Origin of the sequence: Aeromonas sp. FDAARGOS 1403, assembly GCF_019047325.1 — a bacterium.
In the GTDB taxonomy this organism is placed as follows: domain Bacteria; phylum Pseudomonadota; class Gammaproteobacteria; order Enterobacterales; family Aeromonadaceae; genus Aeromonas; species Aeromonas dhakensis.
On record NZ_CP077249.1, the window covers coordinates 939,566 to 965,853 of the forward strand.

Consider the following 26,288-nt stretch of genomic DNA (forward strand, 5'->3'; position numbering starts at 1 on the left):
CTGGGCCCAATCAGGCTTCCAGCAGCCGGGTGGGCCAGCCCATCTTCTGCTGGCGCTCCACCTCGAGGCGCAGCTCGCTGGCGCGCAGGTAGTGCTCGTCCAGCCACCCCTTGGGCAGGGTCAGCGTCAGAGCCTCGTCATCCGCTTGCAGGGTAAAGATCGGCACCGTGCCCTGGGTGCGGCGCATGCAGAGGATCAGCGCGATGCGCAGGATGCGGGCCAGCCGGATCGCCTGGCGAGCCGTGACGGCACCCTGCTTCTCCAGCGGTTCCAGCTTGAATTCGTCCCGCTGGTTGAACAGCAGGGCCGACAGCAGCTTCTTCTGCGCGGGGGTGAAACCCGGCATGTCGATGTTGTCGATGATGTAGGCGGCGTGTTGTGGCGCCTTCTTGTACTCGATGCACAGACCGATCTCGTGCAGCAGGGCCGCGTAACGCAGGATCGGGCGACCGTAGCGCTTGGAGAGACGCCAGGCCGGCTGCAGCTGGGTGAACGCCTCGATGGCGGTGTCACGTACCCGCTCGGCGTGCTCCTTGTCCAGCTGGTAGCGGCTGATCAGGCTGTCGGCGGTACGATCGCGGGCATCACAGTCGTGATTGTTGCCGAGCAGGCCGTAGATTAAGCCTTCGCGCAGGGCGCCGCCGGCTAGCGTCATGCTCTCGATGCCGAGGGTTTCGAAGATGGCGATCAGGATGGCGAGGCCGGAGGGGAACACGGTCAGCCGCTCGGCGGCCAGCCCTTCCAGTTGCAGCTGGTCGAGCTTGCCACAGGCGATGGCCTGACCCATCAGCTCCTGCAGCTTCGGCAGGGTGACCCGCTCGCTCTTGCCCTGCGCCAGCATGATCTCCTGCAGCGCCTGCACCGTGCCGGAGGCGCCGACGCAGGTGCGCCAGCCGAGCACGCGATAATCGTCCGCCACCTTCTCCAGCACCGTTTTGGCGGCGGCAATGGCCTGGTTGAAGCGCGCTTCGCTCAGCTCGCCGTCACCGAAGTGGTTGTTGAGCCAGGTGACGCAGCCCATGTGCAGGCTGTTGAGCAGCTTGGCCTCGCTCTGTTCGCCGATCACCAGCTCTGTGCTGGCGCCGCCGATGTCGATCACCAGCCGGTTGCCTTCCCCCGCCGAGGTCCAGGAGACCCCTTCATAGATGGTCTTGGCCTCTTCCTCACCCGAGATGATCTCGATGTTGTGGTTGAGCACCCGTTCCGCTTCACGCAGAAACTCGTCGACGTTGGTGGCCAGGCGCAGGGTTGCGGTGCCGACTACCCGGATGTTGTCGGCCGGAATGTCCTGCAGCTGCTCGGAGAAGAGGCGCAGACAGTCCCAGCCCCGCTCCATGGCGGCATGGCTGAGACGAAAATCGGCATCCAGACCGGCGGCGAGGCGCACCTTGCGCTTGACCTTGGTGACGGTGCGCAGGGCACCGGCGACCTCGCGCACCACCAGCATGTGAAAGCTGTTGGAGCCGAGGTCGATGGCGGCATAGAGAGGCGAGTTGTGCAACTGGGCCTATCCTTCAGCTTTTGCGGGGAGGACGACGACGGTTGTTGCTGTTGCCACCGCCCTGGCGATCGCGCATGTTGCGGTTCACCGGCTGACGGTTGCGGAACACCCGTTTCGGCGCGGTCACGTCATCCAGCAGCGCCTCGCGGTCATACTTGCTGACCGGGATCGGGTGGTGGATGTACTCCTCGATGGCCGGCAGGTTGAAGGCATAGTCTTCACAGGCCAGGCTGATGGAGTGACCGCTCTTGCCGGCACGACCGGTACGACCGATGCGGTGTACGTAGTCCTCGGCGTCGTCGGGCAGGTCGTAGTTGAAGACGTGGGTCACGTCAGGGATGTGCAGACCACGGGCGGCCACGTCGGTGGCAACCAGAATGTCTACCGTACCCTTGGTGAAGTCCTCCAGGATCTTCATCCGCTTCTTCTGTGGCACGTCGCCGGTCAGCAGACCGACCCGGTGGCCGTCATTCTCCAGCCAGGCGTGAACGTCTTCACAGACGTGCTTGGTGTTGGCGAAGACGATGGCTTTCTCCGGCCACTCCTCTTCCATCAGGGAGAGCAGCAGCAACATCTTGTCTTCGTTGGAAGGGTAGAAGAGCTCTTCTTTGATTCGTACGCCGGTCATCTGCTCCGGCTCGACCTGCACATGCTCCGGGTGGTTCATGTGTTCGTAGGCCAGCTCCTGCACCCGCAGGGAGAGGGTGGCGGAGAACAGCATGCTCAGGCGCTCGGTAGCGGGCGGCATGCGGCGGAACAGGAAACGGATGTCCTTGATGAAGCCGAGATCGAACATGCGATCCGCTTCGTCCAGCACCACGACCTGGATGTTGCTCAGATCGATGACCTTGGACTTGAAGTAGTCGATGATGCGGCCTGTGGTGCCGATCAGGATGTCGACACCCTGCTCCAGCACGGCCAGCTGCTTGTCGTACCCTTCACCGCCGTAGGCGAGGCCGAGCTTGAGGCCGGTCGAGGCGGCCATGCTGTCGGCATCGTTGTAAATCTGTACTGCCAGTTCCCGGGTCGGGGCCATGATGATGGCGCGCGGCTGATTGATGAGGCGCGGCTTGGTCAGCGGGTGGGTCAGCAGATAGTTGAAGGTGGCAGCCAGGAAGGCGATGGTTTTGCCGGTACCCGTCTGGGCTTGGCCGGCGAGGTCATGGCCTTCTACCAGCAGCGGCAGAGAGAGTGCCTGGATGGGGGTGCAATAGTGAAATCCCTTTGATTCCAGACCAGCCAGAACTTCGGGTTCGAGGCCCATTTGGGCGAATTTGTCGGTCGTTAAGTGTGTTTTGCTCATGGCGGTAGGTTATCAGGTTAGGCTTGCAATAATAAACAGGATCATTTCAAATAGGGCAACTATTGCCTTTGTTGATACGTCAATAAAGCCTTAATTACTGACTGGAGTTGGAGATGAGTGACAAGATTGTTCAGCTGAGCGATGCCAGCTTCGAGGCAGATGTAATCAAAGCCGATGGCGCCGTTCTGGTCGACTTCTGGGCCGAATGGTGTGGTCCGTGCAAGATGATTGCCCCGATCCTGAACGAAGTCGCCCAAGAGTATGCCGGTCGCGTGACCGTGGCGAAATTGAACATCGACCATAACGCCGACACTCCGCCCAAATATGGCATTCGTGGTATTCCGACCCTCTTGCTGTTCAAGAATGGCGAAGTGGCAGCGACCAAGGTCGGTGCCCTGTCCAAGACTCAGCTGAAAGAGTTCCTGGACGGCAACCTGTAATAATCATCGAGGAGCGCATTGCAATAATGCGCTCCTTCTGTTTTATCACCTAGACGCTCACCCCGATTGGTGCTAATTTATCGCTCGTTTGCTAACCTTTTTGCCTGACTCTTTGCTCACACATCAGCCTGGCAAATCAAATCCGATCAGCATCAATCCAGCAGACTGTCTCCTCATTTCAATCCTTGCTTACAGACTTTCACCACTATGAATCTGACTGAATTAAAGAACACTCCTGTGTCCGAGCTGGTACAGCTTGGCGAATCCATGGGGTTGGAAAATCTGGCTCGGGCGCACAAGAAAGACATTATTTTCGCGATCCTCAAGGCGCACGCCAAGGGTGGCGAGGATATCTTCGGCGACGGTGTGCTGGAAATCCTGACCGATGGTTTCGGCTTCCTGCGTAGTGCAGACGGCTCCTACCTGGCCGGCCCGGACGACATCTACGTCTCCCCGAGCCAGATCCGCCGCTTCAACCTGCGCACCGGCGATACCATCTCCGGCAAGATCCGGCCGCCGAAAGAGGGCGAACGCTACTTCGCGCTGCTCAAGGTCAACGAGGTCAACTACGACCGTCCGGAAAACTCCCGCAACAAGATCCTGTTTGAAAACCTCACTCCGCTGCACGCCAACGAGCGTCTGCGCATGGAGCGTGGCAACGGTTCCACCGAAGACATCACCGCCCGCGTACTGGATCTGGCATCCCCGATCGGTAAAGGCCAGCGCGGCCTCATCGTCGCACCGCCCAAGGCCGGTAAGACCATGCTGCTGCAGAACATCGCCCAGAGCATCGCCTACAACCACCCCGACTGCGAACTGATCGTCCTGCTGATCGACGAGCGTCCGGAAGAGGTGACCGAGATGCAGCGGATGGTGAAGGGCGAAGTGATCGCCTCCACCTTCGACGAGCCGGCTTCCCGTCACGTCCAGGTCGCCGAAATGGTGATCGAGAAGGCCAAGCGTCTGGTCGAGCACAAGAAGGACGTGGTGATCCTGCTGGACTCCATCACCCGTCTGGCCCGTGCCTACAACACCGTCATCCCGTCATCCGGCAAGGTACTGACCGGTGGTGTGGACGCCAACGCACTGCACCGTCCGAAGCGCTTCTTCGGTGCCGCGCGCAATGTTGAAGAGGGCGGCAGCCTGACCATCATCGCCACCGCGCTGATCGATACCGGCTCCAAGATGGATGAAGTCATCTACGAAGAGTTCAAGGGCACCGGCAACATGGAACTGCACCTCTCGCGCAAGATCGCCGAGAAGCGCGTCTACCCGGCCATCGACATCACCCGTTCCGGTACCCGCAAGGAAGAGCTGCTGACCACCGGCGACGAGCTGCAGAAAATGTGGATCCTGCGCAAGATTGTCCACCCGATGGGCGAGATCGACGGCATCGAGTTCCTCATCGACAAGCTGGCGATGACCAAGACCAACGACGAGTTCTTCGACGCCATGCGGCGCCAGCAGAAGTAACCGACTCGAAAAATGATGAAACCGCGGCCCAGGTCGCGGTTTTTGTTTATCTATTTTGCGGTCGCCTGAGTAGTATGAAACCTCGATGTCACAAGGATAGGGACGTCATGAAGCATGTACTCCTGATAATGCTGAGCTGGCTGCTGGTGCCGCCAGCTTTGGCGGGCCAGACTCCGTCCACCGGGACGGCGCCCCGCGTCGCGCTGGTGGCCGACGAGGGACTGCAGGGCCACCTCGACTACCTGACCGGCCGCTTGCAACAGGGACAGTTTGCCGCCATCGATTCCCTGCTGGACTCCCTGGCCGTGGGGCAGCGGGAGTATCTGCTGTGCCAGCTGCTCGCCACCCTCGATAGTCAGCCCAGGGCTGACAGCCCGCAACTGCTGGCCTGGGTGCGCGCCCAGTCGTTCAAGGCCCCCAGCTGGCTGGTGGAAAAAGAGGTGGACGGCTTTCTGGTGCAGCAACCCGCCTACGACTTTGCCGCCGCGGCGCGGCAGGTGCTGAGCCGCTGGCAACTGCAGGCCTGGCAGGACAACTACCGCCAGCTGCTGGAGGCGAACCGCTTCGAGTTCAAGCAGATTTACAACAGCCGCAACCCGGATCTGGCCCAGCAACAGCAGGCGCTGCTGAAGGTACTCGCCGGGCAGCCTGTCACTGTGCTGCAGCGCGAGGCACACAAGCTGGCCGGCCTGAACATCTTCCTGCCCGACAACCGCTTGCTGCGGCTGCTGGCCGAGCGTACCGGCGACAGCGCCCTCTATCAGAAGCTGTGGCGTCAACCGGCGGATCACGACAGCGTGGCGGCCCTGGCCAGCGTGGGGCGCTTTCATCAGGGTCAGGCGGCGAGCGATCTGCTGATCGCCGCCAGCCGCAACGCCTCCCTCAAACAGACCGCCCTGCACCAGCTCAGTCAGCTTTCGCCGCTGCCCGACACGGCCCAGCAGTTCCTGCTGGCTGAGCTGGGCAACCGCCAGTACAGCGGTCAGGTGGCCAGCCTGCTGTTGCAGGTGGACGAGCCGAGGCTGCTGGCCCAGCTTGCCGATCGGCTGACCCGGCAGGAAAAGCGTCATGCAAGTCCGATGGTGCAACCCGAACCGGGTACACCCGCCGGCTCCCCGGAGTTATAATGCGGCATCGCCTGCACACAGGGTACCTGCATGAAATACAAGGATTTGCGTGATTTCATCGCGCAGCTGGAACAAAGCGGACAGCTCAAGCGCATCACGCGCGAGATAGACCCCTATCTGGAGATGACCGAGATCAGCGACCGCACCCTGCGTGCGGGTGGGCCGGCCCTGCTGTTCGAAAATCCCAAGGGTTACACCATGCCGGTGCTGACCAACCTGTTCGGCACGCCGGACCGGGTCGCCATGGGCATGGGCCAGCCCAACGTGGCCGCCCTGCGCCAGGTGGGGACCTGGCTCTCCTACCTGAAGGAGCCTGAGCCGCCCCGTGGCTTCAAGGAGCTGATGGAGAAGCTGCCGATCTTCAAGCAGGTACTCAACATGCCGACCAAGCGTCTCTCGTCCGCCCCCTGCCAGCAGCGGGTGCTGGAGGGAGAGGCGGTCGATCTGGACCAGATCCCCATTCAGCACTGCTGGCCGGGCGACGTGGCGCCGCTGGTCACCTGGGGTCTCACCATCACCCGCGGCCCCTACAAGAAGCGGCAGAACCTCGGCATCTATCGCCAGCAGAAGATCGGCAAGAACAAGCTGATCATGCGCTGGCTGGATCACCGCGGCGGTGCCATCGATTTTCGCGAGTGGCAGGAGGCCCACCCGGGTGAGCGTTTCCCGGTGGCGGTGGCGCTGGGCGCCGATCCGGCGACCATCCTCGGCGCGGTGACGCCGGTGCCGGATACCCTCTCCGAATACGCCTTCGCCGGTTTGCTGCGGGGCAGCCGCACCGAGGTGGTGAAGGCCATCAGCTGCGATCTGGAGGTGCCCGCCAGCGCCGAGATCGTGCTGGAAGGCTATCTGGAGCCGGGCGAGCTGGCCCCCGAAGGGCCTTATGGCGATCACACCGGTTACTACAACGAGGTGGACGAGTTCCCGGTCTTTACCATCACCCACATGACGATGCGCAAGGATGCCATCTACCACAGCACCTACACCGGCCGTCCGCCCGATGAGCCGGCGGTGCTCGGGGTGGCGCTCAACGAGGTGTTCGTGCCGCTGTTGCAGAAGCAGTTCCCCGAGATCGTGGACTTCTACCTGCCGCCGGAGGGGTGCTCCTACCGGATGGCGGTGGTGACCATCAAGAAGCGTTACCCTGGCCACGCCAAGCGGGTGATGCTGGGGGTCTGGTCCTTCCTGCGCCAGTTCATGTACACCAAGTTCGTGATCGTCTGCGACGACGACATCAACGCCCGCGACTGGAAGGACGTGATCTGGGCCATCACCACCCGGATGGACCCGGCTCGCGATACGACCCTGATCGAGCACACCCCGATCGACTACCTGGACTTCGCCTCGCCGGTCTCCGGCCTCGGCTCCAAGATGGGGCTGGACGCCACCAACAAGTGGCCGGGAGAGACCAACCGCGAGTGGGGCCAGCCCATCGTCCAGGACGAGGCGGTGAAGCAGAAGATCGATGCCCTCTGGGACGAGCTGAACATTCTCGGTTGATGAGCGGCGGCCGGCCAGACGGGCCGTGCCGCCTGGCCGGGATGCAAAAGATTGATGCCATTTGAGCTGAATTGGGTATGCTCGACTGACCTGACCATTTTGCTGGTCGCCAGTCCACAGTGAATCAAGAGCGAAAGCGGGCCGAACGAGCCCGTCACAAGGATAAGAATGCAACGTATCAAGTGCCGCGTAGAGGAACTGCGCGAATATGTCGACACCATCTGGCACGTGGCCCTGACGCCGCTGCAAGAGGTCAGCTTCAAGCCGGGCCAGTATCTGCTGGTGGTGATGAGTGATTCGGACAAGCGTCCCTTCTCCATCGCCAACTCGCCGACCCGTCCTGGCGTGCTGGAGCTGCAGATCGGCGCCACCCCGGAGAACGCCTATGCCGGCCAGGTGCTGGCCCGCATGCGCGAGCAGGGGGAGATCGAGATTGAGCTGGCGGCGGGCAAGGCCTTCCTGCGGGAAGAGTCACCCCGGCCGCTGATCCTGATGGCAGGCGGCACCGGTTTCTCCTACGCCCGCGCCATTCTGGAATACCTGATCGACAGCGGCAGCAAGCGCCCGGTGTTCTTCTACTGGGGCGTGCGCCAAGCGCACTGGCTCTACGAGCAGGAGCAGATGCAGCAGTGGGAGCGCGACTACGCCCCGCTCACCTACATCCCTGTGGTGCAGGAGCCGGAGAGCGACTGGACCGGCAAGACCGGGCTGGTGCACAAGGCCATCATGGATGACTTCGTCAGCCTGCACGACTACGACATCTATGTCGCCGGTCGCTTCGAGATGGCGGGTGCGGCGCGGGAGGAGTTCAAGATTCTGGGGGCCGAGCCAGAGCGCATCTTCGGCGACGCCTACGAATTCATCTGAGTTCGGCATGAGGCCGGTCACGTAACCGGGAAGGCCTCGCTAGATCTGCCTGCCGCAGCTTGCTTTGCGGCAGGCCAGAAACAACAAACCCCAGCCTGGCTGGGGTTTGCTTTATGGGGGCGGTGTTATTCGCCCTTGGCGCCGAGCTGCTGCTCGAGCTGGGCCAGCTTGGCCTCGAGGGCGGTCAGCTTCTCGCGGGTGCGCAGCAGCACCTTGGTCTGCACGTCAAACTCTTCGCGACTGACCAGATCCAGCTTGCCGAGCTGGGACTGCAGCACCTGACGGATCTTCTTCTCCACCTCTTCACCCATGCTGCGAATGCCGGGCGGCAGGGAGTTGTGCACCTGTTTGGCGATCTCTTCCAGTTTCTTCGGGTCGATCATGTGGTTCTCCTTAAGCAATGCGCCATTCTACCGGCAATTGATCCGCTTTGCCGAGATCGGGGGTCGCTTTTTGCCATCTGGCGTACAAGTGACCGCTGGTCGGGTCTGGTATCCGGGATGAAGCTGTTAACCTATCGAGTCCCGTTTCTATTCCAATTCCTTGATGCTGTACACAAAAAAAGCAGATCAGATGACCGACCAGCTACTTAATAATTGTTGCGTTGCTGTTAAGATGTACCGGTCGGGTTTTTACCCAACGCCGTCAGCATTTCATGGATAACAACTAAAAAGAGATAAGGATATGAAAAAGAAGCTAATTTATGCCGCAGTCGTCAGTGCTATGCTGGCCGGCTGTGGTGGCAGTGACGATAACAAAGGCGACACCTCCAGCTATCTCGACTATCTGTTGACCGGTTCCAACGCAGTGCGCCCCAGTGCCCTGGCGGCCCGGGCCAGCGATGGCACCCTGAAATTCTCCACCGAAACGGCGGATCTCTCCAACCCGGTGTCGGCCATGTCGACCCTGGATGGCTGGTCCACGACCCAGGCCATCCAGATCGTGCCCGTCACCTCGTCCGGCATCACTGTCCAGGCACCGGCTGCCGCCGAGTTTGCCGCCTCGGTGGCCCCGCTCTACCTGCTGGAGCTGAGCTTTGACAGCACAGCCCTGCGCCCGAGCGGCGTAAAGAAGGTGCTGACCTACGGGGTGGACTTCGTGGTGGCCGCCTCGGCTGGCAAGCTGAACCTGGTACCGCTCAAGCCGCTGAACCCCTCCTCCTACTACATGATCGTGGCCACCGACTCCCTCAAGGACAGCAACGGCAACGCGGTCAAGGCCGGCAGCGACTACGGCAACTACAAGAACAACGTCGGCAGCAATGCCCAGGAGCAGACCATCAACGGTCTGATCGCCCTGCAGGAGGGCCTGTTCAAGGCCGCCACCGGCGTCTCCACCGATCACGTCATCTTCTCCGACTGGTTCGGTACCCAGTCCGGTGCCGATGTGCTGGTCGCGGTGAAAGGGGCTGCGGCATCCGTGCTGAAGAGCCCGACCCTGGACGCGGCCGCCCTGTGGAAGCAGGATGCCAAGGGCAACACCAGCCTGCCCGGCACCTACACCTTGGCCGTGACCGGCAGCAACCCCTTCCTGACCCAGCTGGACGCCGAGGTGTTCCTGCCGCAGGAGCAGAAAGATGCGCTGGCCACCGCCTTCGGCCCTGGCGCCCCGCTCAACGGGCTGGCCCAGCTGACCACTGTCTATACCGGTACCGTCAAGCTGCCTTACTTCCTCTCCTCGCCGGCCACCGCCGGCTCCTGGGACAAGGCCAAGACCCAGTCCTGGCACGGCGCCATCCCCAGCCTGTACGCCATCGCCAATGCCCTGAAAGCCTCTGACAGCGAAGTGATCGCCGGGCTGGTGGGCGCGGGCGTGGACCCGGCCCTGCTGGCGACGCTGATTGCCGATCCGACCCGTCAGGCCGAACTGCTGGCCGAGGCGAGCAAGCTGATCGGGGTGACCCTCACCTCCGGCGGCAAGCCGCTGGATGCCGAGCAGAACATCGGTCGCTTCAACCCGCTGCCCAAGCTGGAAGAGGTGCAGTCGGTGCCGATGCGCGTCTTCGCCAAGGATGCCCTCAACACCATCACCGACGTGATCATCTATCAGCACGGCGTCACCTCGGTGAAAGAGAATGCCTATGCGCTGGCGCTGGGTCAGATCTATGCCGGCATGCAGGCAGGCAAGAAGGTGGCGCTGGTGGTGATCGATCACCCGCTGCACGGTGAGCGCGGCTTCGCCCTGAGCGGCAGCATGGACACAGTCACCACCTCCGACAATCCGACCCCCTACCTGAACCTGAGCTACCTGACCGTGGCCCGCGACAACCTGAAACAGAGCGTGGCGGATCTGCTGGGCCTGCGTCTGGCGGTCGGTCTGGCCAATGCCAAGGGTGCCATCGGCAGCGCCGGCAGCCTCAAGGTGCACTTCCTGGGCCACTCCCTGGGCGCCATCTCCGGCACCAACCTGCTGGCAGTCGCCAACCAGTCCATCGGCAATGCCCAGGCGGATGCCCTGTTCAAGTTCGATACCGGTGGCCTGGCCATGCCGGGTGGCGGCATAGCGCCGCTGTTGCTGAACTCGCCGACCTTCGGTCCGACCATCAAGATGGGCGTGCTGACCAGCGGCAGTGCCGAGCTGAAAGCGGGCTTTACTGCCTACGCCCCCAGCTGCAAGACCGAGGTGCCGACCTGCTTCGTCAACGAGTTCCTGCCGAGCCTGAGCGCCACCCAGCAGGCCGCTGCGGCCAGCACGCTGCAGAGCTACAGCTTCGCGGCCCAGTCGGTACTGGATTCGGCTGACCCGATCAACCTCGGCAGCGGTATCAAGAGCGACTTCCCGCTGTTCGCCACCGAGATCGTTGGCGATGGCGCGCTGAGCCTGTCGGATCAGGTGATCCCGAACAGCATCGCCTCCGCCCCGCTGGGCGGCACCGAGCCGTTGTTCAAGGTGCTGGCGCTGCAACCGCTGACCGCCACCGGTGCGGCCAGCCACAACGCGGCCCGCTTCGTGGCTGGTGGCCACAGCTCGCTGCTGGCACCGGACGAGAACTTCGATCCGAGCGGCGACGTGACCACCGAGATGCAGTCCGAGTTCGCCAGCTTCTTCATGAGCGGCGGCACTGCGGTCAAGGTGACCGATCCCACCCTGCTCAAGCAGTAAGCCAGTCGGCCAATAAAAACGCCGCCCCGAGGGGCGGCGTTTTTTTTCGTGTATAGCACTTGTCGCCGGTTCAGACTGGCCTGGTTGGTGGCCGCTATGGCTGGCAAGCTGATTGCTCACCTCGATGACCACTCCCACTCAGGCAGGCTGGTGGTGTCTGTCCAGCCAGCCCTGCAGCAGGCCGACCAGCAGGCCGGCCAGGTGGGCCATGTTGGCGGTACGGGTGCCGAGCAGATCGAAGAAACCGAGTGCCAGCCAGAACAGCATGAAGCCCATCAGTGCTGGCGGCAGGGTGAGGCCGCAGGCCGGCTGCAACTTGCTGCGCAGCCAGCAGTAGCCGAGCAGGGCATAGACCACCCCGGAGAGGCCGCCAAACAGCGGGCCGCTGGCGAAAAACTCGGCCAGGTTGGGCAGGGCGGCGCCTACCAGCAGCAGGATCAGCAGCTTGCCGCTGCCGAGTCGCTGTTCGATCTGGCCCCCCAGATACCACCACCACAGCAGGTTGAATACCAGGTGCAGCACCGAGAAGTGGATGAAGGCCGGGGTGAAGTAGCGCCACGCCTGCCAGTCGGTGAACTGGGCCAGGGTCGGGTGAAAGGCCAGCTCGTCGAAGATCGGCAGGCCGATGGCGTCGAGTCCGTAGATGGCCAGACAGGCGATGATCACCACTAGGGTCAGCGGCCCCGCCTGATGGAGGAAGTCGGTGACCGGGTCGCTCATCCCCTTGCTGTAGTCGATGCGGGCATCGGCCCGGCCGGACTGCCAGGAGGCCTCCATGTAGCGGGGGTGGCTCGGCTCGGCCAGGAAGCGCTTCACCTCCTGCTGGGCCTGGGCGAGGCGCTGCTCGTCCGCCAGCCAGATGGTGACCCCCAACTCCGACTGGGTCAGCTCGCACGAGATGCCGAGGGTGGAGAGGTAGTCCACCAGTGCCTGGGCCATGCGGGCGTTGTCGAGCACCAGCAGCTGGATCATGCGTCGCCCGCCTGGATCGGGAACTCCCTGCGCCACGCCTCGAAGCCGCCGTCCAGGCTGTAGACCTCATCGTACCCCTGTTGCAGCAGGTACTGGGCGGCGCCCTGGCTGCTGTTGCCGTGGTAGCACATCACGATCACCGGGGTGTCGAAGTCCACCTCGTTCATGAAACGCACCAGAGTGCCGTTGGTGAGGTGGAAGGCGCCGACCGCGTGGGCCGTCTCGAAGGATTGGGGATCGCGAATGTCCACGAGACGGGCTTCGCCTGCGCTCAGCTTCTGGTGGGCATCATGGGCGCTGATATGGGCAAACTGGTCCATTGAGATGTCCTGAAAATGGAGGGTTGAAGGGCAGTTTACCGCAAGCGGCGGTTTGCGCTAAGTGTGCAATGGGGGCGGCATCCAGGGGATCGCAATTTTCTTCAATATCGGGCCGCCCGGGCCGGGTAGGCTCGGACTTCCCTCAATTGAACGAGCATCATCCATGGAATTCAGTCTGCTGTTATCCATGGCCGGGTTTGCCCTGGCCATGTCCATCTCCCCGGGGCCGGTCAATCTGGTCGCCCTTGGCACCGGCGCCCGGTACGGTTTCACGGCCAGCCTGCGCCACGTGGTGGGGGCCACCCTCGGCTTCATCCTGCTGCTCCTGCTGATGGGGTTGGGTCTTGGCGGCGCCCTGTCCCGCTGGCCTGTGGCGCTGGGGGCCATTCACTGGGGCGGCGTGCTCTTTCTCGGCTGGATGGCCTGGCAGTTGCTGGTGGACAGCGGCGAGGTGGAGGAAGTGGAGGGCGTACCCCCCGCCTTCTGGTACGGGGCCCTGATGCAGTGGCTCAATCCCAAGGCCTGGCTTGCCGCCAGCATGGGGATGGGAGCCTATGGGATCGCGGGCGGCATGAGCCAGATCGCCCTCTTTACCGGCATTTATCTGGTGATTTGCCTCGGCTCCATCGCCTGCTGGGCCTATGCGGGCAGCCGATTGCAGGGGTGGCTGGTCTCTCCTCGCCGATTGCGCTGGTTCAATCGGGCCATGGCGCTCTTGCTGCTGCTCAGCGCCGCCTATCTGGTGCGCTCGTCCTGAGGGGCGAGCTGCGCTCTGTACTGGCCCGGGGTGGCGGCCACCCGGCGTTTGAACTGGCGCTGGAAGTGGGCCTGATCGGCAAAACCGCTGGCAAGGGCCACTTCCGCCAGGGGCTGCCCCTGGCGCAGCAGGGTGCGGGCGTGGCGAATGCGCTGATCGAGCAGGTAGGCGTGGGGCGTCATGCCGTAGTGGCGGCTGAAGGCGCGCACGAAGTGGGAAGGGGTGAGCCCGGCCACCGCGCTCAGCTGTGCCAGGGTGAGGGCGCAGGCACTGTCGTCCTGCATCAGCTCGGCGGCTCGCTGCAGGTGCTGGGGAGGGCGGTCATCCCACTTGGCCGGGGTGAGCCTGGCCAGAAGCTGGCGGCTGAAGAGGTGGCAGGCCACTTCGCGAGCCAGGGGATCCGGCTCCGCCACCAGTTGCCGATGAAGCCGGCAGAGCCCCTGGTAGAGCAGGGGATCCCGGCTTGCGGTCATGTCGAAGGGGCGAAACGCGTTGCCGAGCCCGGCCTCCTCCTGCTGGCGCTGCAACCAGAGGTTGTCGATGTAGAACATCAGATAGGACCAGGGCTGGTCCGCGACGGGATTGCAGGCGTGCACCTCTTCCGGGTTCATCAGCACCAGGCTGCCGCGGCCGACCTCTTGCAGGCTGCGCTGGTTGAGGTAGTGGCTGTGGCCGCCGGTGATGGCGCCGATGGAGAAGTGGGGGTGGCTGTGCTTGTCGTAGCAGACGCGCCGGCCATCCTGCACCGCCCGCGCCTCGATGAAGGGCAGGGCGGGATCATGCCAGAAGTGGTGCTGATCCTGCGTCGCCCGCGCACGGCTCACGATGTGCTCCTCGGCGGGGGGCTGTTCCCCTGCCGGGCTCGGGGAGCGCGGCAGGGGAAGGGTGACGATGGTTGCTGCATCCTCAGCCGCCGAGATAGGCCTGGCGGACGGCCGGGTTGGCCAACAGGGCCGCCCCCGTGTCCTGCAGCACCACGTGGCCGTTCTCCAGCACATAGCCGCGATCGGCCAGCTTGAGCGCCTGGTTGGCGTTCTGCTCCACCAGGAAGATGGTCATGCCGTCGCGGCGCAGCTGCTCTATGGTGTCGAAGATCTGCTGGATGACGATGGGGGCCAGCCCCAGCGAGGGTTCATCCAGCAGCAGCAGGCGCGGCTTGCTCATCAGGGCCCGGCCGATGGCCAGCATCTGCTGCTCACCGCCGGACATGGTGCCGGCCCGCTGCTCCAGTCGCTCATGCAGCCGCGGGAACAGGGTGAAAATCTGATCCAGCAGGCCGCGCTGCTCAGCCTTGTCGACGAAGAAGGCCCCCATCAGCAGGTTCTCCTCCACCGTCAGGCGGGCGAAGATGCGGCGCCCTTCCGGCACCACGGCGATGTCCTTGCGCATGATGCGGGCGGTGGAGAGAGAGTCTATCTGCTCCCCCTCGAACCAGATGGAGCCGCTGCTGGGCTTGGGCTCGCCGCACAGGGTCATCAGCAGGGTGGTCTTGCCGGCACCGTTGGCGCCGATCAGGGTGACGATTTCCCCCTCTTTTACCTCGACGCTGACGTCGTGCAGCGCCTGAATTTTGCCGTAGTGGGTCGATACGTTGCGAAGTTCTAACATCTTGTTTTCCTTACGACTCGCCCAGATAGGCCTTGATCACTGCCGGATTGCTGCGGATTTCATCCGGCTTGCCGTGGGCCAGCGGGGTACCCTGGTTGACCACGAAGATGCGGTTGGAGATCTCCATCACCAGCTTCATGTCGTGCTCGATCAGCAGCACCGAGACCCCGAACTCGTCCCGCAGGTTGGAGATAAGCTCGTTCAGCTCGTCGGTCTCGTGGGGGTTGAGGCCGGCGGCCGGCTCGTCCAGCATCAGCAGCTCGGGTCGGGTCGCCATGCAGCGGGCGATCTCGAGCCGGCGCTGCTGACCATAGGCCAGGTTGCCGGCGGCGCGGTTGGCGAGATCCTTGAGCCCCACCTTCTCCAGCCAGAAGGCGGACTGCTCCAGCCCCTCCCGCTCGGCGCGGCGAAAGGCCGGGGTCTTGAACAGCCCGGCCAGAAAACCGGTGTTGAGGTGTCTGTGCTGGGCCACCAGCAGGTTTTCCACCGCCGTCATGTCCTTGAACAGCCGCACGTGCTGAAAGGTGCGCACGATTCCCTTGCGGGCGATGAGGTGGCCGGGCAGCCCCTGGATCTCCTCGCCCTTGTAGCGAATGATGCCGCCGCTCGGGCGGTAGAAGCCGGTAAGGCAGTTGAAGATGGTGGTTTTGCCGGCCCCGTTGGGACCTATGATGGAGATCACCTCCCCCTTTTCCACGTCCAGCTTGACCCCGTTGACCGCCAGCAGGCCGCCAAAACGCATCGACAGATCAGAGACTTCCATTAACTTCTGATGAGTACTCATTTTTTCAGCTCCCAGTCCAGGGTGGAGCAAGTCACCGCCAGCAATCCAGCCAGATAGCGCATCGACAGCTCAGAGACGTCCAACAACTTCTGATGCGTACTCATTTCTTCAACTCCAGATGCGGGCGGGTCATCGGCAGCAATCCTTGTGGCCGCCAGATCATCATGAACACCATCAAGAGGCCGAACATCAGCATGCGGTACTCGTTGAACTCGCGCGCCAGCTCCGGCAGCACCGTCATCACGATGGCGGCCAGCACCACCCCGATCTGGGAGCCCATGCCGCCCAGCACCACGATGGCGAGCACGATGGCCGACTCGATGAAGACGAAGGACTCCGGGCTGATGAAGCCCTGGCGCGAGGCGAAGAAGCTGCCGGCAAACCCCGCGAAGCAGGCGCCTATGGTGAAGGCGGTCAGCTTGATGATGGTGGGGTTGAGCCCCAGCGACTTGCAGGCGATCTCGTCTTCCCGCAGCGCCTCCCAGGCGCGGCCGAGCGGCATGCGCAGCAAGCGGTTGATGACGAACAGGGTCGCCACCACCAGCACCAGCGCCATCAGGTAGAGGAAGATCACCTTGTGGTTGGCGTTGTAGGCGATGCCGAAGAATTCGTGGAAGGTTTCGAAGCCGCCATCCTTGACGGTGCGGTTGAACTCCAGCCCCCCCAGGGTCGGTTTGGGAATGCCGGAGATGCCGTTCGGGCCGCCGGTCAGGCTGGTCATGTTGTTGAGCAGGATGCGGATGATCTCGCCAAAGCCCAGGGTGACGATGGCCAGGTAATCCCCCCGCAGCCGCAGTACCGGGAAGCCGAGCAGGAAGCCGAAGGTGGCCGCCATCAGGCCGGCGATGGGCAGGCACTCCCAGAAGCTGAGGCCGAAGTAGCTGTTGAGCAGGGCATAGCTGTAGGCGCCGACCGCGTAAAAGCCGACGTAGCCGAGATCGAGCAGACCGGCGAGGCCCACCACCACGTTCAGGCCCAGCCCCAGCATGATGTAAATCAGGGTGAGGGTGGCGAGATCGATGGCGCCGCGGGAGGCCATGAAGGGCCAGCTCACCGCAAACAGCAGCACCAGCACGGCGGTCAGGTTATAGAGCTTGGGCGCCTCTTCCGGGCTTGGCAGCACCAGCTTGGTGAAGCCGACCGAGAAGCCGCTGATGGAGGCCTGGAACAGGCGGCTTATCTGGCCGCGCAGCATCTGGAACCAGAACACCAGGGTGGCACCGCCCAGCAGCCAGGCCAGCGACACGTCGAGCCGGCTCACCACCAGCAGGCGGGTGCCGTCGGTCTCCAGCTTGAAGCCGAGCAGCCAGAAGGAGAGCACCAGCAGCACCAGGCTGGCGATGCAGGCATGAATGAATTGGCGTTTCATCATACTTTCTCCACTTCCGGGCGGCCCAGGATGCCAGTGGGCATAAAGAGCAGTACGAAGATGAGCAGGGCGAACGCCATCACATCCTTGTACTCGGTGCTGAGGTAGCCGGCGGTGAGCGCCTCCACCACGCCGAGCAGCAGGCCGCCCAGCACGGCGCCGGGAATGCTGCCGATGCCGCCAAGCACCGCCGCCGTAAAGGCCTTCAAGCCGGCCATAAAGCCGAGATAGGGGTTGATGACACCGTAATACATGCCGAGCAGCACGCCGGCGACGGCGGCCAGGGTGGCCCCCAGCACGAAGGTGATGGAGATGACCACGTGGGTGTCTATCCCCAACAGGTTGGCCATCTTGATGTCTTCCGAACAGGCGCGACAGGCGCGGCCCATGCGGGAGCGGCCGATGAACTGGGTCAGCGCCAGCATGGTGATGAAGGTCACCACGAAGATGATGAGCTGCATCCAGGAGAGGCTGGCCTGGAAGCCGTCGGCCTCACCCAGAGTCCAGCCGCCGGAGATCAGGGTGGGCATGGCGATGTCGCGCGAGCCCTGGGCCATCCGCATCATGTTCTGCAGGAAGATCGACATGCCGATGGCGGAGATGAGGGGGATCAGCCGGTTGCCGCCCCGTAGCGGGCGATAGGCGACCCGCTCTATGGTCCAGCCATAGCTGCCGGTGATGATGATGCTGACCAGGAAGGCGCCCCCCAGCAGCAGAAAGGTGCTGTCGATGCCCATCATCATGAGCCCCGCCATCACCATGAAAGCGACATAGGAGCCGATCATGTAGACCTCGCCGTGGGCGAAGTTGATCATGCCGATGATGCCATAGACCATGGTGTAGCCGATGGCGATCAACGCATAGGTGCTGCCTATGGTTAACCCGTTCAGCAACTGCTGAACCAGGTAAAGGAAGTGTTCGGACATACTGCGTTCCCTGTACTTGCCCGCAAAGAAAGGAGGGGTGACTCACGTCACCCCGACCGGCAGATTACTTGAGTTGGGTAGAGGTACCGTCGGCGTGCCACTGGAACACACCGAATTCAAACCCTTTCAGGTCGCCGTTGGGAGCCCAGCTGAGGGGGCCCATCACGGTATCGACCGGCGCGGCCTTGATGGCAGCGGCAACGGCAGCCGGGTCATCCTCACCCGCCTTGGCGATACCGGCAGCCAGGGTTTGCACCGCGGCATAGGTGGTCCACACGAACGGACCGGAAGAGTCCTGACCCTTGGCCTTGAACGCGGCAACCAGCGGGGCGTTGGCCGGCACCAGGTCGTACTTGTTCGGCAGGGTGACCAGCAGGCCTTCGGAAGCCGGGCCGCCGATGGCGGAGATGTCCTTGTTACCCACCCCTTCCGGCCCCATGAACTTGGCCTTGAGGCCCTTCTCGCCGGCCTGACGCAGGATCAGACCCAGCTCCGGGTGGTAGCCGCCGTAGTAGACGAAATCGACGTTCTCTTTCTGCAGCTTGGCGATCAGGGCGGAGAAGTCCTTGTCACCGGCGGTGATGCCTTCAAACGCCACCACCTTGACGCCGGCCTTGTCCAGCGCCGCTTTCACGCTGGAGGCGATGCCTTCACCGTACTGTTTCTTGTCGTGGATGACGGCCACGCGCTGGGGTTTGACCTGCTCGATGATGTATTTGGCGGCAGTCGGACCCTGGTCGCTGTCCAGGCCGATGGTACGCAGTACCAGCTGATAGCCGCGCTCGGTGATCTTGGGGTTGGTGGAGGCCGGGGTCACCATCAGCACGCCTTCATCTTCATAGATGTCGGAGGCGGGCAGGGTGTTATCGGAGCAGAGATGGCCGACCACGAACTTGACGCCGTCGTTGATCACCTTGTTGGCGACCGCCACGGCCTGTTTCGGATCGCAGGCATCGTCATAGATGACGGCTTCGATCTGCTTGCCCTTGATGCCGCCGGCCTTGTTGATCTGCTCGACCGCCATCTTGCCGCCGGTGAACTGCATGTCGCCGTACTGGGCGACCGGGCCAGTGACCGGGCCGGCGATGCCGATCTTGATGGTATCCGCCGCGTGGACCAGTGAGACCGATCCGAACAGGGCCATAGAAACCGCTGCCCTGACTGCCATTTTGCTCAACTTATTCATCGATTCGTCCCTTAATCAGTGGATTGTTTCATTTTCCGTGTGCCATTCCGAACCGTGATCCCGCCAGTCCGGCAATAGGTATGGTTCTATCATTCCTCGCTGGGCAATAACAAGCTGTTAAAGATACTAACCAGAGAGGGGGTAATAGTGCTTTTTTGAAACAAATATCTAATTACAGTTATCTATTTAGAAGTTGATGCTGATGATGGCAATTAACATCTTCTCAACAAGGTGCACTTTCGATAAATGATAGATGAAAAAACTGACGATATTTTACTCTGACGCTGCTCCCATTTTGACCAAAATCCGTTTGCGCAAATAGAAATGACCGCCTAGATTAGCCAGCATTGACAATTCATTGGCAGCACTCGTTAAAACCAAGCCTTTATTCGGGAAATCTGCTAATGTTCCGCCTTTGATCTTCAGGAGACAGAGATGGCCACTATCAAGGATGTCGCCTCCCGCGCAGGCGTATCCATCTCCACCGTCTCACATGTACTCAATCACACCCGTCGGGTCAGCGAAGACGCAACCCAAAAAGTGCTTGAGGCGGTGGCAGAACTCAACTACGCGCCCAACTCGGTAGCGCGCAGCCTCAAGATAAACTCGACCAAGACCATCGGCATGCTGGTGACCACCAGTGCCAACCCCTTCTTTGCGGAAGTGGTGCAGGGGGTGGAGGCGTACTGCTTCGAGCAGGGCTACAGCCTGATCCTCTGCAACACCGAGAACCAGCCGCCCCGTCAGCAGCACTACCTGCGCATGCTGATGGAGAAGCGGGTCGACGGTCTGCTGGTGTTGGGAACCGACATCGATACCCCGCTGCGCGACATGCTGCGCATCCACAAGAACGTGCCGCAAGTGGTGCTGGACTGGGGTACCGAGTGCGATTTTGCCAACGTCATCAATGACAACGCCCGCATCGGGGCACGCCTGGCGGTGCGCCACCTGCTGGAGCAGGGTCACCGCGACATCGTCTGCATTACCGGTCAGCTGGCCAAGCCGACCACCCAGCAGCGACTGGACGGGGTGCGCGATGCCCTGGCCGAACAGGGGTTGACCCTGAAAGAGGAGCAGATCTTCGAAGGGGATTACGAGAGCCAGAGCGGATTCGATGCCATGCAGCGGATCCTGGCCCTCAAGCCGCGGCCGACCGCGGTGTTTGCCTTCGACGATCCCATGGCGATCGGCGCCATCTGCGCCGCCTGGGAAGCCGGGGTCAAGGTACCGGATGACATCTCCATGATCGGCTATGACGACGTGGAGATGGCGCGCTTCTCCAGCCCGCCGCTCACCACCATTCGCCACCCCAAGGCCGAACTCGGCCTGCTGGCGGTGCAGCAGCTGGTGAGCCGGATCCGCAACAAGGAGCTGGAGGTCGAGTCGATGACGGTGCAGCCCGAGCTCATCGTCCGCCGCTCGGTCAAGTCCCTGCGCTGATCGCGCCACGGCAGTGCCAGCAACAAGAAAACCCCCTCGCCAGCGAGGGGGTTTTTGTTTGGCCCGCGTTTATTGCAAGGGCGGCCAGTACTCCTGGTTGGCGGCGATCAGGTCGTCCAGGATGGCTTTGGCCACCGAGGCGCTCGGCACCGTCTTGGAGAGGGTGATCGCCTGCCACAGCTTCTGATAAGAGCGTTCGATCCATGCCTCCACCACCAGCTTCTCGACGGCCACCTGCTGACCCATCATGCCCTGCTGGAACAGCGGGATGTTGCCCACCTGCAGCGGTTCGGGGCCGCTGCTGCCCACCAGGCAGGGGATCTCGACCATGGCCTCCGGGTCGAAGTTGGGGATGGCGCCCCGGTTCGGCACGATCAGCAGCATCCGCTCCTGGGTGTTGAAGGCGATGGCGGTGGCCAGATCCACTATGTAGGAGGCGTGCTCGTCGATCTCCAGCTCGCCGGCCGCGGCGTTGCCGGCCGCCACTATGGCGCGGCAGGCGCTGAACACCTGCTTCTCGCGGTGCTCCATCACCTCGTTGGCGCGGGTGTGTTCCGGATTGGAGTGGGACACCACATAGTCCGGGTAGAGGTAGTACTTCAGATAGGTGTTGGGCAGGGTGTCCGGATCAAGGGCCCAGACGTCCCTGGCCTTGGCGAAGGTGTCGTTCCAGCTGGCCTCGGCGTGGCTGGCCTGCTTGGGCACATAGCCGTGTTTGGCCACGTGGGCCTTGATGGCCGGCATCAGGTCGTTGCCCGCCAGATCCTCGATGCGGGTCCACCAGCCGAAGTGGTTGAGGCCGTAGTAGCGCACCCGCATCTCCTTGCGTGACGGCAGGCCGGCGATCTGGGCCATCCGTCCCTCGATGCCGATGGGCATGTCGCAGATGTTGAGGATCCTGGCGTGGGGACGCAGGCGACGGGTCGCCTCGGCCACGATGGCGGCCGGGTTGGAGTAGTTCAGCATCCAGGCATCCGGCGAGTACTGTTCCATGTAGTCGACCAGCTCCAGCACGCCGCCGATGGAGCGCATGCCGTAGGCGATGCCGCCCGGGCCGCAGGTCTCCTGGCCGACCACGCCATGGCGCAAGGGGATCTTCTCGTCCAGCTCGCGCATGGGGTACTTGCCGACCCGGATGTGGGCCATCACGAAGTCCACCCCGCTGAAGGCCGCCTTGGGGTCGGTGCCATAGCTGAAGGCAATGTCCGGGGCTCTCTCTTTGAGCAGGACGCGGCAGGCCTCGGCGATCACCTCCTGGCGGGCACCATCGTTGTCGTAGAACTTGATCTCGTGCAGCGGGAAGCGGTGCTGGTTCTCCAGCAGCATGAGAACGATGCCCGGGGTAAAGGTGCTGCCACCGCCGGCAATGACGACAGAGAATTTTTTCATGATCATGACTCCGTTACGAAAGAAGAGGAGGAGGGGTTGTTCATCAGGCTCTCCATGTTTTCCCTCAGCTGGGGGACATGCAGACCGATAATGATCTGGATGCTGTCACCGTGGCGGACCACGCCGTGGGCACCCAATTGTTTGAAAGCATCATCTGGTGCCACCAGGCCTGCATCACGCAGCGATATGCGCAGCCGGGTGGCACAGTTGTTCAGGCTGTTGATATTTCCAGAGCCACCGAGTGCCGCCAGAATATGGCCGGCAATATCATGGCCACGCTGTTTTTTGGCGGCCTGATAATCGGCCTTGGAATAAAGTCTTATTTCGCTTTCATCCCGCCCAGGGGTTTTCAAATTGAATTTCAGAATGAGCGTGCGGAATATCAGGAACCAGATCCCGGTAAAGGTCAGCCCGATGGCAATCTGGGTAAACATCATGCCGGCGTGATTGTGGAACATGGGGATCCAGTTCTGCGGCAGGAACTGGTCGAGCAGACCACCGCCCATGTTGCCGACGACCCCGAACAGGTACATCACGGTCGCCATGGTGGCCGCCAGCAGGGCATGGATGGCGAACAGCAGGGGCGAGATGAAGAGGAAGGTGAACTCGAGCGGCTCGGTGATCCCCACCAGCATGGCGGTCAGGGTGGCCGGGATCAGCAGGCCGGCCACCTTGGCCTTGTTCTCCCTGGCGGCGGTGGCGTAGATGGCGAGTGCAATCCCCATGGCCCCGAAGATCTTGGAGTTGCCGTGCAGGGCGAAGCCGCCCTGGGGGAACAGCTCGATCAGCGGCCGGGTGCTCTGGCTGAACTCCAGCATGTGCTGGGCCCAGTAGAGCTGGATGCCGCCTTCCACCGCGGCCGGGCCGAAGATGAAGGGGCCGTAGATGAAGTGGTGCAGGCCGGTCGGGATCAGGATCCGCTCAAGGAAGGTGTAAACCCAGACGCCGAGCGGGCCGGAGACCAGCATGAACTCCTGCAGGGAGGCGATGCCCATCTGCACCTTGGGCCAGCCCAGCAGGGTCAGCCAGGCGCAGGGGATCATCACGAAGAAGGCGACTATGGTGACGAACGAGCTGCCCTGGAAGATGCCGAGAAAGACCGGCAGCTGCCGGTCGAACAGTCGATTGTGCAGGGCGGTGACGATGCCGGAGATGGCGATGGCACCTATGATGCTGGTGTCCAGGGTCTTGATGCCGGCCACCATGGCCAGCCCGCTCTCGCCACCCACCGCCTGGTTGAAGTCGACCCCGAAATAGTCGCCCCAGGTCATCCCCATGGCATTGATGAAGTAGTTCCAGGTCATGAAGCTGACCAGCACGGAGAGGCAGGCGCGGGCCTGAGCCTTGTTTGCCAGCCCGATTGGCAGGCCGATGGCAAATATCAGCGGCATATTTCGAAATACCGTCCAGCCACCCTCTTCAATAATATGAACTATTTGAAAAAACAGTCCCTGAGGATTGGCCAGCATCTCTCCCACGAACATGGGATTTTTCAGCATGATTGCAATGCCTACCACCATACCTGCGAATGGAAACAGTAATACAGGCGTAAACATTGCCCCGCCAAAACGTTGAATTTGACTGAGCATATAGCGTCCCTTTTTATTAGAGAATTGTCTGACTTCTGTTGTCGTGTTGCTGAATTGAACCTAACAACAAGCGATCAGGCCCTCATGAAATATGTGGTGGTTATGTGATCCGGCGCATGCTCTTATTTAGACAAAGAGATCTAAATTTTGCGATATTGTTGTACGTCTTGTTTTTGTGACGTTTTTATCGGGTTATTTGAATTTAAAATTGTTTATTTTCAGCTGGTTGAAATAAAGGCGAGCAAATGGGTCGCCACCCCGGCTGGGTAAAGAGAGGTCTAGCAGTGATCTACAAATCGGTGGCGGATCGGTTGCGTATCCGGGTCAACGGGGCGGATTGCCGGGTGGGGGATGTCCTGCCGAGCGAGAAAACCCTGGCGAGTCAGTTCGGGGTATCGCGGATGACGGTGCGCAAGGCGGTGGACATGCTGATCGAGTGGGGGCTGGTGGAGCGGCGCCACGGCAGCGGCACCTACGTGACCAAGAAGGATGTGCAGCACGAGACCAAGGGGCTGAGCGGTTTCACCGAGCTGATGCGTGAACAGGGCCGCAGCCTGACCAGCGAGGTGCTGGAGTTTCGCACCATGCCGGCCCCACCCGCCATCGCCAGCCAGCTCAGGATCAAGGTGAACGAGCCGGTCTACTTCTCCAACCGGGTGCGCTCGGTCGACGGCCGGGCCCTGCTGGTGGAGGAGAGCTACATGCCGGTGCGGCTGTTTCGCACCCTCTCGGTGGCCCATCTGGAGGGCTCCAAGTTCGCCTACATCGAGAACGAGTGCCAGCTCCCCATCGCCGGCAACTACGAGAGCTTCAGAGCCGTGCTGGCCGACCGGCGCATGGCCGAGCTGCTGCACATCGAGCAGGGGGCGCCCATCCTGCGGCTCACCTCGCTCTCATACGGTGAGAACGGCGAGTTTCTCAACTACTCCATCATGTTCCGCAATGCCAACGACTATCACGTCGACTACCACCTGCGCCGCGCCCGCGGCTAGCCTGACCCGCATCTTGCTGCGTATGCAAACCCCCTCGCCAGCGAGGGGGTTTTTGTTTGATGGCCCTGAATGGGCGCTTCAGGCCTTGAGGCCGAGCCGCTTGGCGAGCCGGTGCAGGTTGCCACCGTCGAGCTCCAGCGTGCGGGCGGTGGCGGCCCAGTTACCGTCATGGGCGGCCAGGGTCTGCTCGATCAGCGCGAGCTGGAAGGCGTCGGTGGCGGCCCGCAGGCCAAGGCCGCCGGGCAAGGGGGTCATTGGCGCCATGGCGGGGTTGGTGGAGGGGGGCAGGGGGCCGGCCGCCAGGTTGAAGTGATGGCTGGCTAGGGTCGGGGCCTGGCTGCCCTGTTCGGCCCGCGCCAGTACGGCGGCGCGGTGGATGGCGTGCTCCAGCTCGCGCACGTTGCCGGGCCAGTCGTGGCGCTCGAGCAGTTGCAGCGCTTGTGGCTGGATGCGCAGCCGCTCCAGCCCCAGGCTGAGCCGGCAGCGCTCACAAAAATAACCGGCCAGCAGGGGGATGTCGCCGGGGCGCTCGCGCAGCGCCGGGGCGTGGATCGGGAACACGCTCAGCCGGTGGTAGAGGTCGGCCCGGAACTGCCCCTCGACCACCGCCTGCTTCAGATCCCGGTTGGTGGCCGCCAGGATGCGCACGTTCACCTTGAGCGGGGTGTCGTCACCGATCCGCTGCAGATCGCCGTATTGCAGCACCCGCAGCAGCTTGGCCTGCAGCGGCAGGGAGAGCTCGCCGATCTCGTCGAGGAGCAGGGTGCCCTGATCCGCCAGCTCGAACTTGCCGGCCCGATTGTGGATGGCGCCGGTGAAGGCCCCCTTCACGTGGCCGAACAGCTCGCTTTCGGCCACGGATTCGGGCAGGGCGGCGCAGTTGAGGTAGACCAGCGGGGCCTTGGCACGCTGGGAACCGCGATGCACCGCCTTGGCGATCAGCTCCTTGCCGACCCCGGTCTCCCCCAGGATCAGCACGTTCAGCTCCGAGCTGGCGACCACCTCGATCTCGTGGCGCAGCCGGGCCATGGCGGGGGACTGGCCGATCATCTCCGGCTGCTCAGGGCCGGGCCGTGTGCCGGGGACCAGCGGCTCGCTGCTCTGGCGGGCGAGCCGCTCCAGCAGCAGGGCATTGTTGAGGGCGGCGGCGGCCAGGGCGCCCACCAGCCGCAGCTCCTCGTCGCTGATGGCGTCGAACTGGGTCGGGTTCATGCCGTCTATGGTCAGCGCGCCGATGAGTGCCTGATCCGAGAACAGCGGCAGGCCGACGCAGGCGTGCACCTTGAAGTCGTCGTGATCCGGCAGCAGGCCGTCATAGGGGTCGGGCAGGCTGCTGTCGGCGGGGAAGCGCACCACGTCGCCGGCGCGGGCGATGGCCTCCATGCGCGGGTGATCCTTGAGGGCGAAGCGGCGCCCCAGCACGTCCTGCATCAGGCCGTCGATGGCCAGCGGGATGAACTGGCCCCCCTCGTAGCGCAACAGGGCCGAGGCATCCGAGTTCAGCAGGCTGCGCACGCTCTGGATCAGGCGGTGAAAGCGGTCCTGATGGGAGATGCCGAGTTGCAGGTCGAGGGCGATGCGCGCCAGGCTGTCGGTCGAGATCACGATAATTGTCCAAATGACAGTGTGTTTGTGATTTTGAC

The 26,288-nt window shown here is 62.7% G+C and carries 23 protein-coding genes; 9 read left to right on the forward strand and 14 right to left on the reverse strand.

The window, feature by feature from the left end:
* Positions 1–10: 10 nt before the first annotated feature.
* Entirely contained in the window at positions 11–1,501 is a 1,491-nt protein-coding gene (gene gppA, locus I6L33_RS04540; protein WP_216973623.1) for a guanosine-5'-triphosphate,3'-diphosphate diphosphatase, read from the reverse strand.
* Positions 1,502–1,514: 13 nt separating this feature from the next.
* Positions 1,515–2,804 carry an ATP-dependent RNA helicase RhlB gene (gene rhlB, locus I6L33_RS04545; RefSeq protein WP_216973624.1) on the reverse strand — a complete coding sequence of 430 codons (1,290 nt, stop codon included), beginning with the start codon at positions 2,802–2,804 and terminating at the stop codon, positions 1,515–1,517.
* A gap of 113 nt (positions 2,805–2,917) precedes the next feature.
* Between rhlB and trxA the strand changes: the two genes are divergently transcribed.
* The 5 genes from trxA to fre all read left to right on the forward strand — a co-directional run bounded on the left by trxA (position 2,918) and on the right by fre (position 8,211).
* Complete coding sequence (trxA, locus tag I6L33_RS04550) at positions 2,918–3,244, forward strand: thioredoxin TrxA (protein WP_005307306.1); 327 nt, start codon at positions 2,918–2,920, stop codon at positions 3,242–3,244.
* A 207-nt stretch (positions 3,245–3,451) separates the two neighbouring features.
* Positions 3,452–4,717, forward strand: coding sequence for a transcription termination factor Rho (gene rho, locus I6L33_RS04555; protein ID WP_005307308.1), 1,266 nt, complete (start codon positions 3,452–3,454; stop codon positions 4,715–4,717).
* A 107-nt stretch (positions 4,718–4,824) separates the two neighbouring features.
* Positions 4,825–5,844 carry a hypothetical protein gene (locus tag I6L33_RS04560; RefSeq protein ID WP_216973625.1) on the forward strand — a complete coding sequence of 340 codons (1,020 nt, stop codon included), beginning with the start codon at positions 4,825–4,827 and terminating at the stop codon, positions 5,842–5,844.
* Positions 5,845–5,874: 30 nt separating this feature from the next.
* Positions 5,875–7,344 (forward strand): 4-hydroxy-3-polyprenylbenzoate decarboxylase, encoded by a 1,470-nt coding sequence (gene ubiD, locus I6L33_RS04565; RefSeq protein ID WP_017788481.1) that lies wholly within the window; start codon positions 5,875–5,877, stop codon positions 7,342–7,344.
* A gap of 168 nt (positions 7,345–7,512) precedes the next feature.
* Entirely contained in the window at positions 7,513–8,211 is a 699-nt protein-coding gene (fre, locus tag I6L33_RS04570; RefSeq protein ID WP_017780576.1) for an NAD(P)H-flavin reductase, read from the forward strand.
* A 125-nt stretch (positions 8,212–8,336) separates the two neighbouring features.
* Here fre and I6L33_RS04575 read toward each other — a convergent pair whose 3' ends face one another.
* Positions 8,337–8,594, reverse strand: a complete 258-nt coding sequence (locus I6L33_RS04575) for an accessory factor UbiK family protein (protein ID WP_005307315.1) — start codon at positions 8,592–8,594, stop codon at positions 8,337–8,339.
* A gap of 301 nt (positions 8,595–8,895) precedes the next feature.
* Here I6L33_RS04575 and I6L33_RS04580 point away from each other — a divergent pair, with 301 nt between their 5' ends.
* Positions 8,896–11,313: a VolA/Pla-1 family phospholipase gene (locus I6L33_RS04580; protein WP_216973626.1), complete on the forward strand. Its 2,418-nt coding sequence runs from the start codon at positions 8,896–8,898 to the stop codon at positions 11,311–11,313.
* Between the two features lie 138 nt (positions 11,314–11,451).
* Here the strand turns inward: I6L33_RS04580 and glpG are convergent, their stop codons facing one another.
* Both glpG and glpE read right to left on the reverse strand, forming a co-directional pair.
* Positions 11,452–12,285: a rhomboid family intramembrane serine protease GlpG gene (gene glpG, locus I6L33_RS04585; RefSeq protein WP_005307318.1), complete on the reverse strand. Its 834-nt coding sequence runs from the start codon at positions 12,283–12,285 to the stop codon at positions 11,452–11,454.
* A complete protein-coding gene (glpE, locus tag I6L33_RS04590; RefSeq protein ID WP_005307320.1) occupies positions 12,282–12,605 on the reverse strand; it encodes a thiosulfate sulfurtransferase GlpE in 324 nt (107 codons plus the stop codon). The genes glpG and glpE overlap by 4 nt, the downstream gene beginning before the upstream one ends.
* Before the next feature lie 163 nt (positions 12,606–12,768).
* Here glpE and I6L33_RS04595 point away from each other — a divergent pair, with 163 nt between their 5' ends.
* Positions 12,769–13,362, forward strand: a complete 594-nt coding sequence (locus tag I6L33_RS04595; protein ID WP_010672378.1) for a LysE family translocator — start codon at positions 12,769–12,771, stop codon at positions 13,360–13,362.
* On the opposite strand, the gene I6L33_RS04600 is transcribed toward I6L33_RS04595, so the two are convergent.
* The 6 genes from I6L33_RS04600 to I6L33_RS04625 form a co-directional block, all read right to left on the reverse strand.
* Positions 13,341–14,186, reverse strand: coding sequence for an AraC family transcriptional regulator (locus tag I6L33_RS04600; RefSeq protein WP_216973627.1), 846 nt, complete (start codon positions 14,184–14,186; stop codon positions 13,341–13,343). The genes I6L33_RS04595 and I6L33_RS04600 overlap by 22 nt on opposite strands.
* Before the next feature lie 82 nt (positions 14,187–14,268).
* Positions 14,269–14,970, reverse strand: a complete 702-nt coding sequence (locus I6L33_RS04605; RefSeq protein WP_005307325.1) for an ABC transporter ATP-binding protein — start codon at positions 14,968–14,970, stop codon at positions 14,269–14,271.
* Positions 14,971–14,980: 10 nt separating this feature from the next.
* Positions 14,981–15,754: a high-affinity branched-chain amino acid ABC transporter ATP-binding protein LivG gene (gene livG, locus I6L33_RS04610; protein WP_005307326.1), complete on the reverse strand. Its 774-nt coding sequence runs from the start codon at positions 15,752–15,754 to the stop codon at positions 14,981–14,983.
* 100 nt (positions 15,755–15,854) lie between these two features.
* Positions 15,855–17,123, reverse strand: coding sequence for a high-affinity branched-chain amino acid ABC transporter permease LivM (locus I6L33_RS04615; protein ID WP_019841062.1), 1,269 nt, complete (start codon positions 17,121–17,123; stop codon positions 15,855–15,857).
* Positions 17,123–18,049 (reverse strand): high-affinity branched-chain amino acid ABC transporter permease LivH, encoded by a 927-nt coding sequence (livH, locus tag I6L33_RS04620; protein ID WP_005307331.1) that lies wholly within the window; start codon positions 18,047–18,049, stop codon positions 17,123–17,125. The genes I6L33_RS04615 and livH overlap by 1 nt, the downstream gene beginning before the upstream one ends.
* 64 nt (positions 18,050–18,113) lie before the next feature.
* Positions 18,114–19,235 (reverse strand): branched-chain amino acid ABC transporter substrate-binding protein, encoded by a 1,122-nt coding sequence (locus tag I6L33_RS04625; RefSeq protein ID WP_005307334.1) that lies wholly within the window; start codon positions 19,233–19,235, stop codon positions 18,114–18,116.
* Between the two features lie 435 nt (positions 19,236–19,670).
* On the opposite strand from I6L33_RS04625, the gene I6L33_RS04630 reads away from it, so the two are divergent.
* Positions 19,671–20,675, forward strand: coding sequence for a substrate-binding domain-containing protein (locus I6L33_RS04630; RefSeq protein ID WP_216973628.1), 1,005 nt, complete (start codon positions 19,671–19,673; stop codon positions 20,673–20,675).
* A gap of 69 nt (positions 20,676–20,744) precedes the next feature.
* Here I6L33_RS04630 and I6L33_RS04635 read toward each other — a convergent pair whose 3' ends face one another.
* Positions 20,745–22,064 (reverse strand): 6-phospho-alpha-glucosidase, encoded by a 1,320-nt coding sequence (locus tag I6L33_RS04635; RefSeq protein ID WP_302054592.1) that lies wholly within the window; start codon positions 22,062–22,064, stop codon positions 20,745–20,747.
* A gap of 2 nt (positions 22,065–22,066) precedes the next feature.
* Positions 22,067–23,653 (reverse strand): alpha-glucoside-specific PTS transporter subunit IIBC, encoded by a 1,587-nt coding sequence (locus I6L33_RS04640; RefSeq protein WP_208201391.1) that lies wholly within the window; start codon positions 23,651–23,653, stop codon positions 22,067–22,069.
* Positions 23,654–23,937: 284 nt separating this feature from the next.
* On the opposite strand from I6L33_RS04640, the gene I6L33_RS04645 reads away from it, so the two are divergent.
* Positions 23,938–24,645 (forward strand): GntR family transcriptional regulator, encoded by a 708-nt coding sequence (locus I6L33_RS04645; protein WP_216973630.1) that lies wholly within the window; start codon positions 23,938–23,940, stop codon positions 24,643–24,645.
* A 78-nt stretch (positions 24,646–24,723) separates the two neighbouring features.
* Here the strand turns inward: I6L33_RS04645 and norR are convergent, their stop codons facing one another.
* A complete protein-coding gene (gene norR, locus I6L33_RS04650) occupies positions 24,724–26,250 on the reverse strand; it encodes a nitric oxide reductase transcriptional regulator NorR (protein ID WP_254204957.1) in 1,527 nt (508 codons plus the stop codon).
* Between the last annotated feature and the right edge of the window lie 38 nt (positions 26,251–26,288).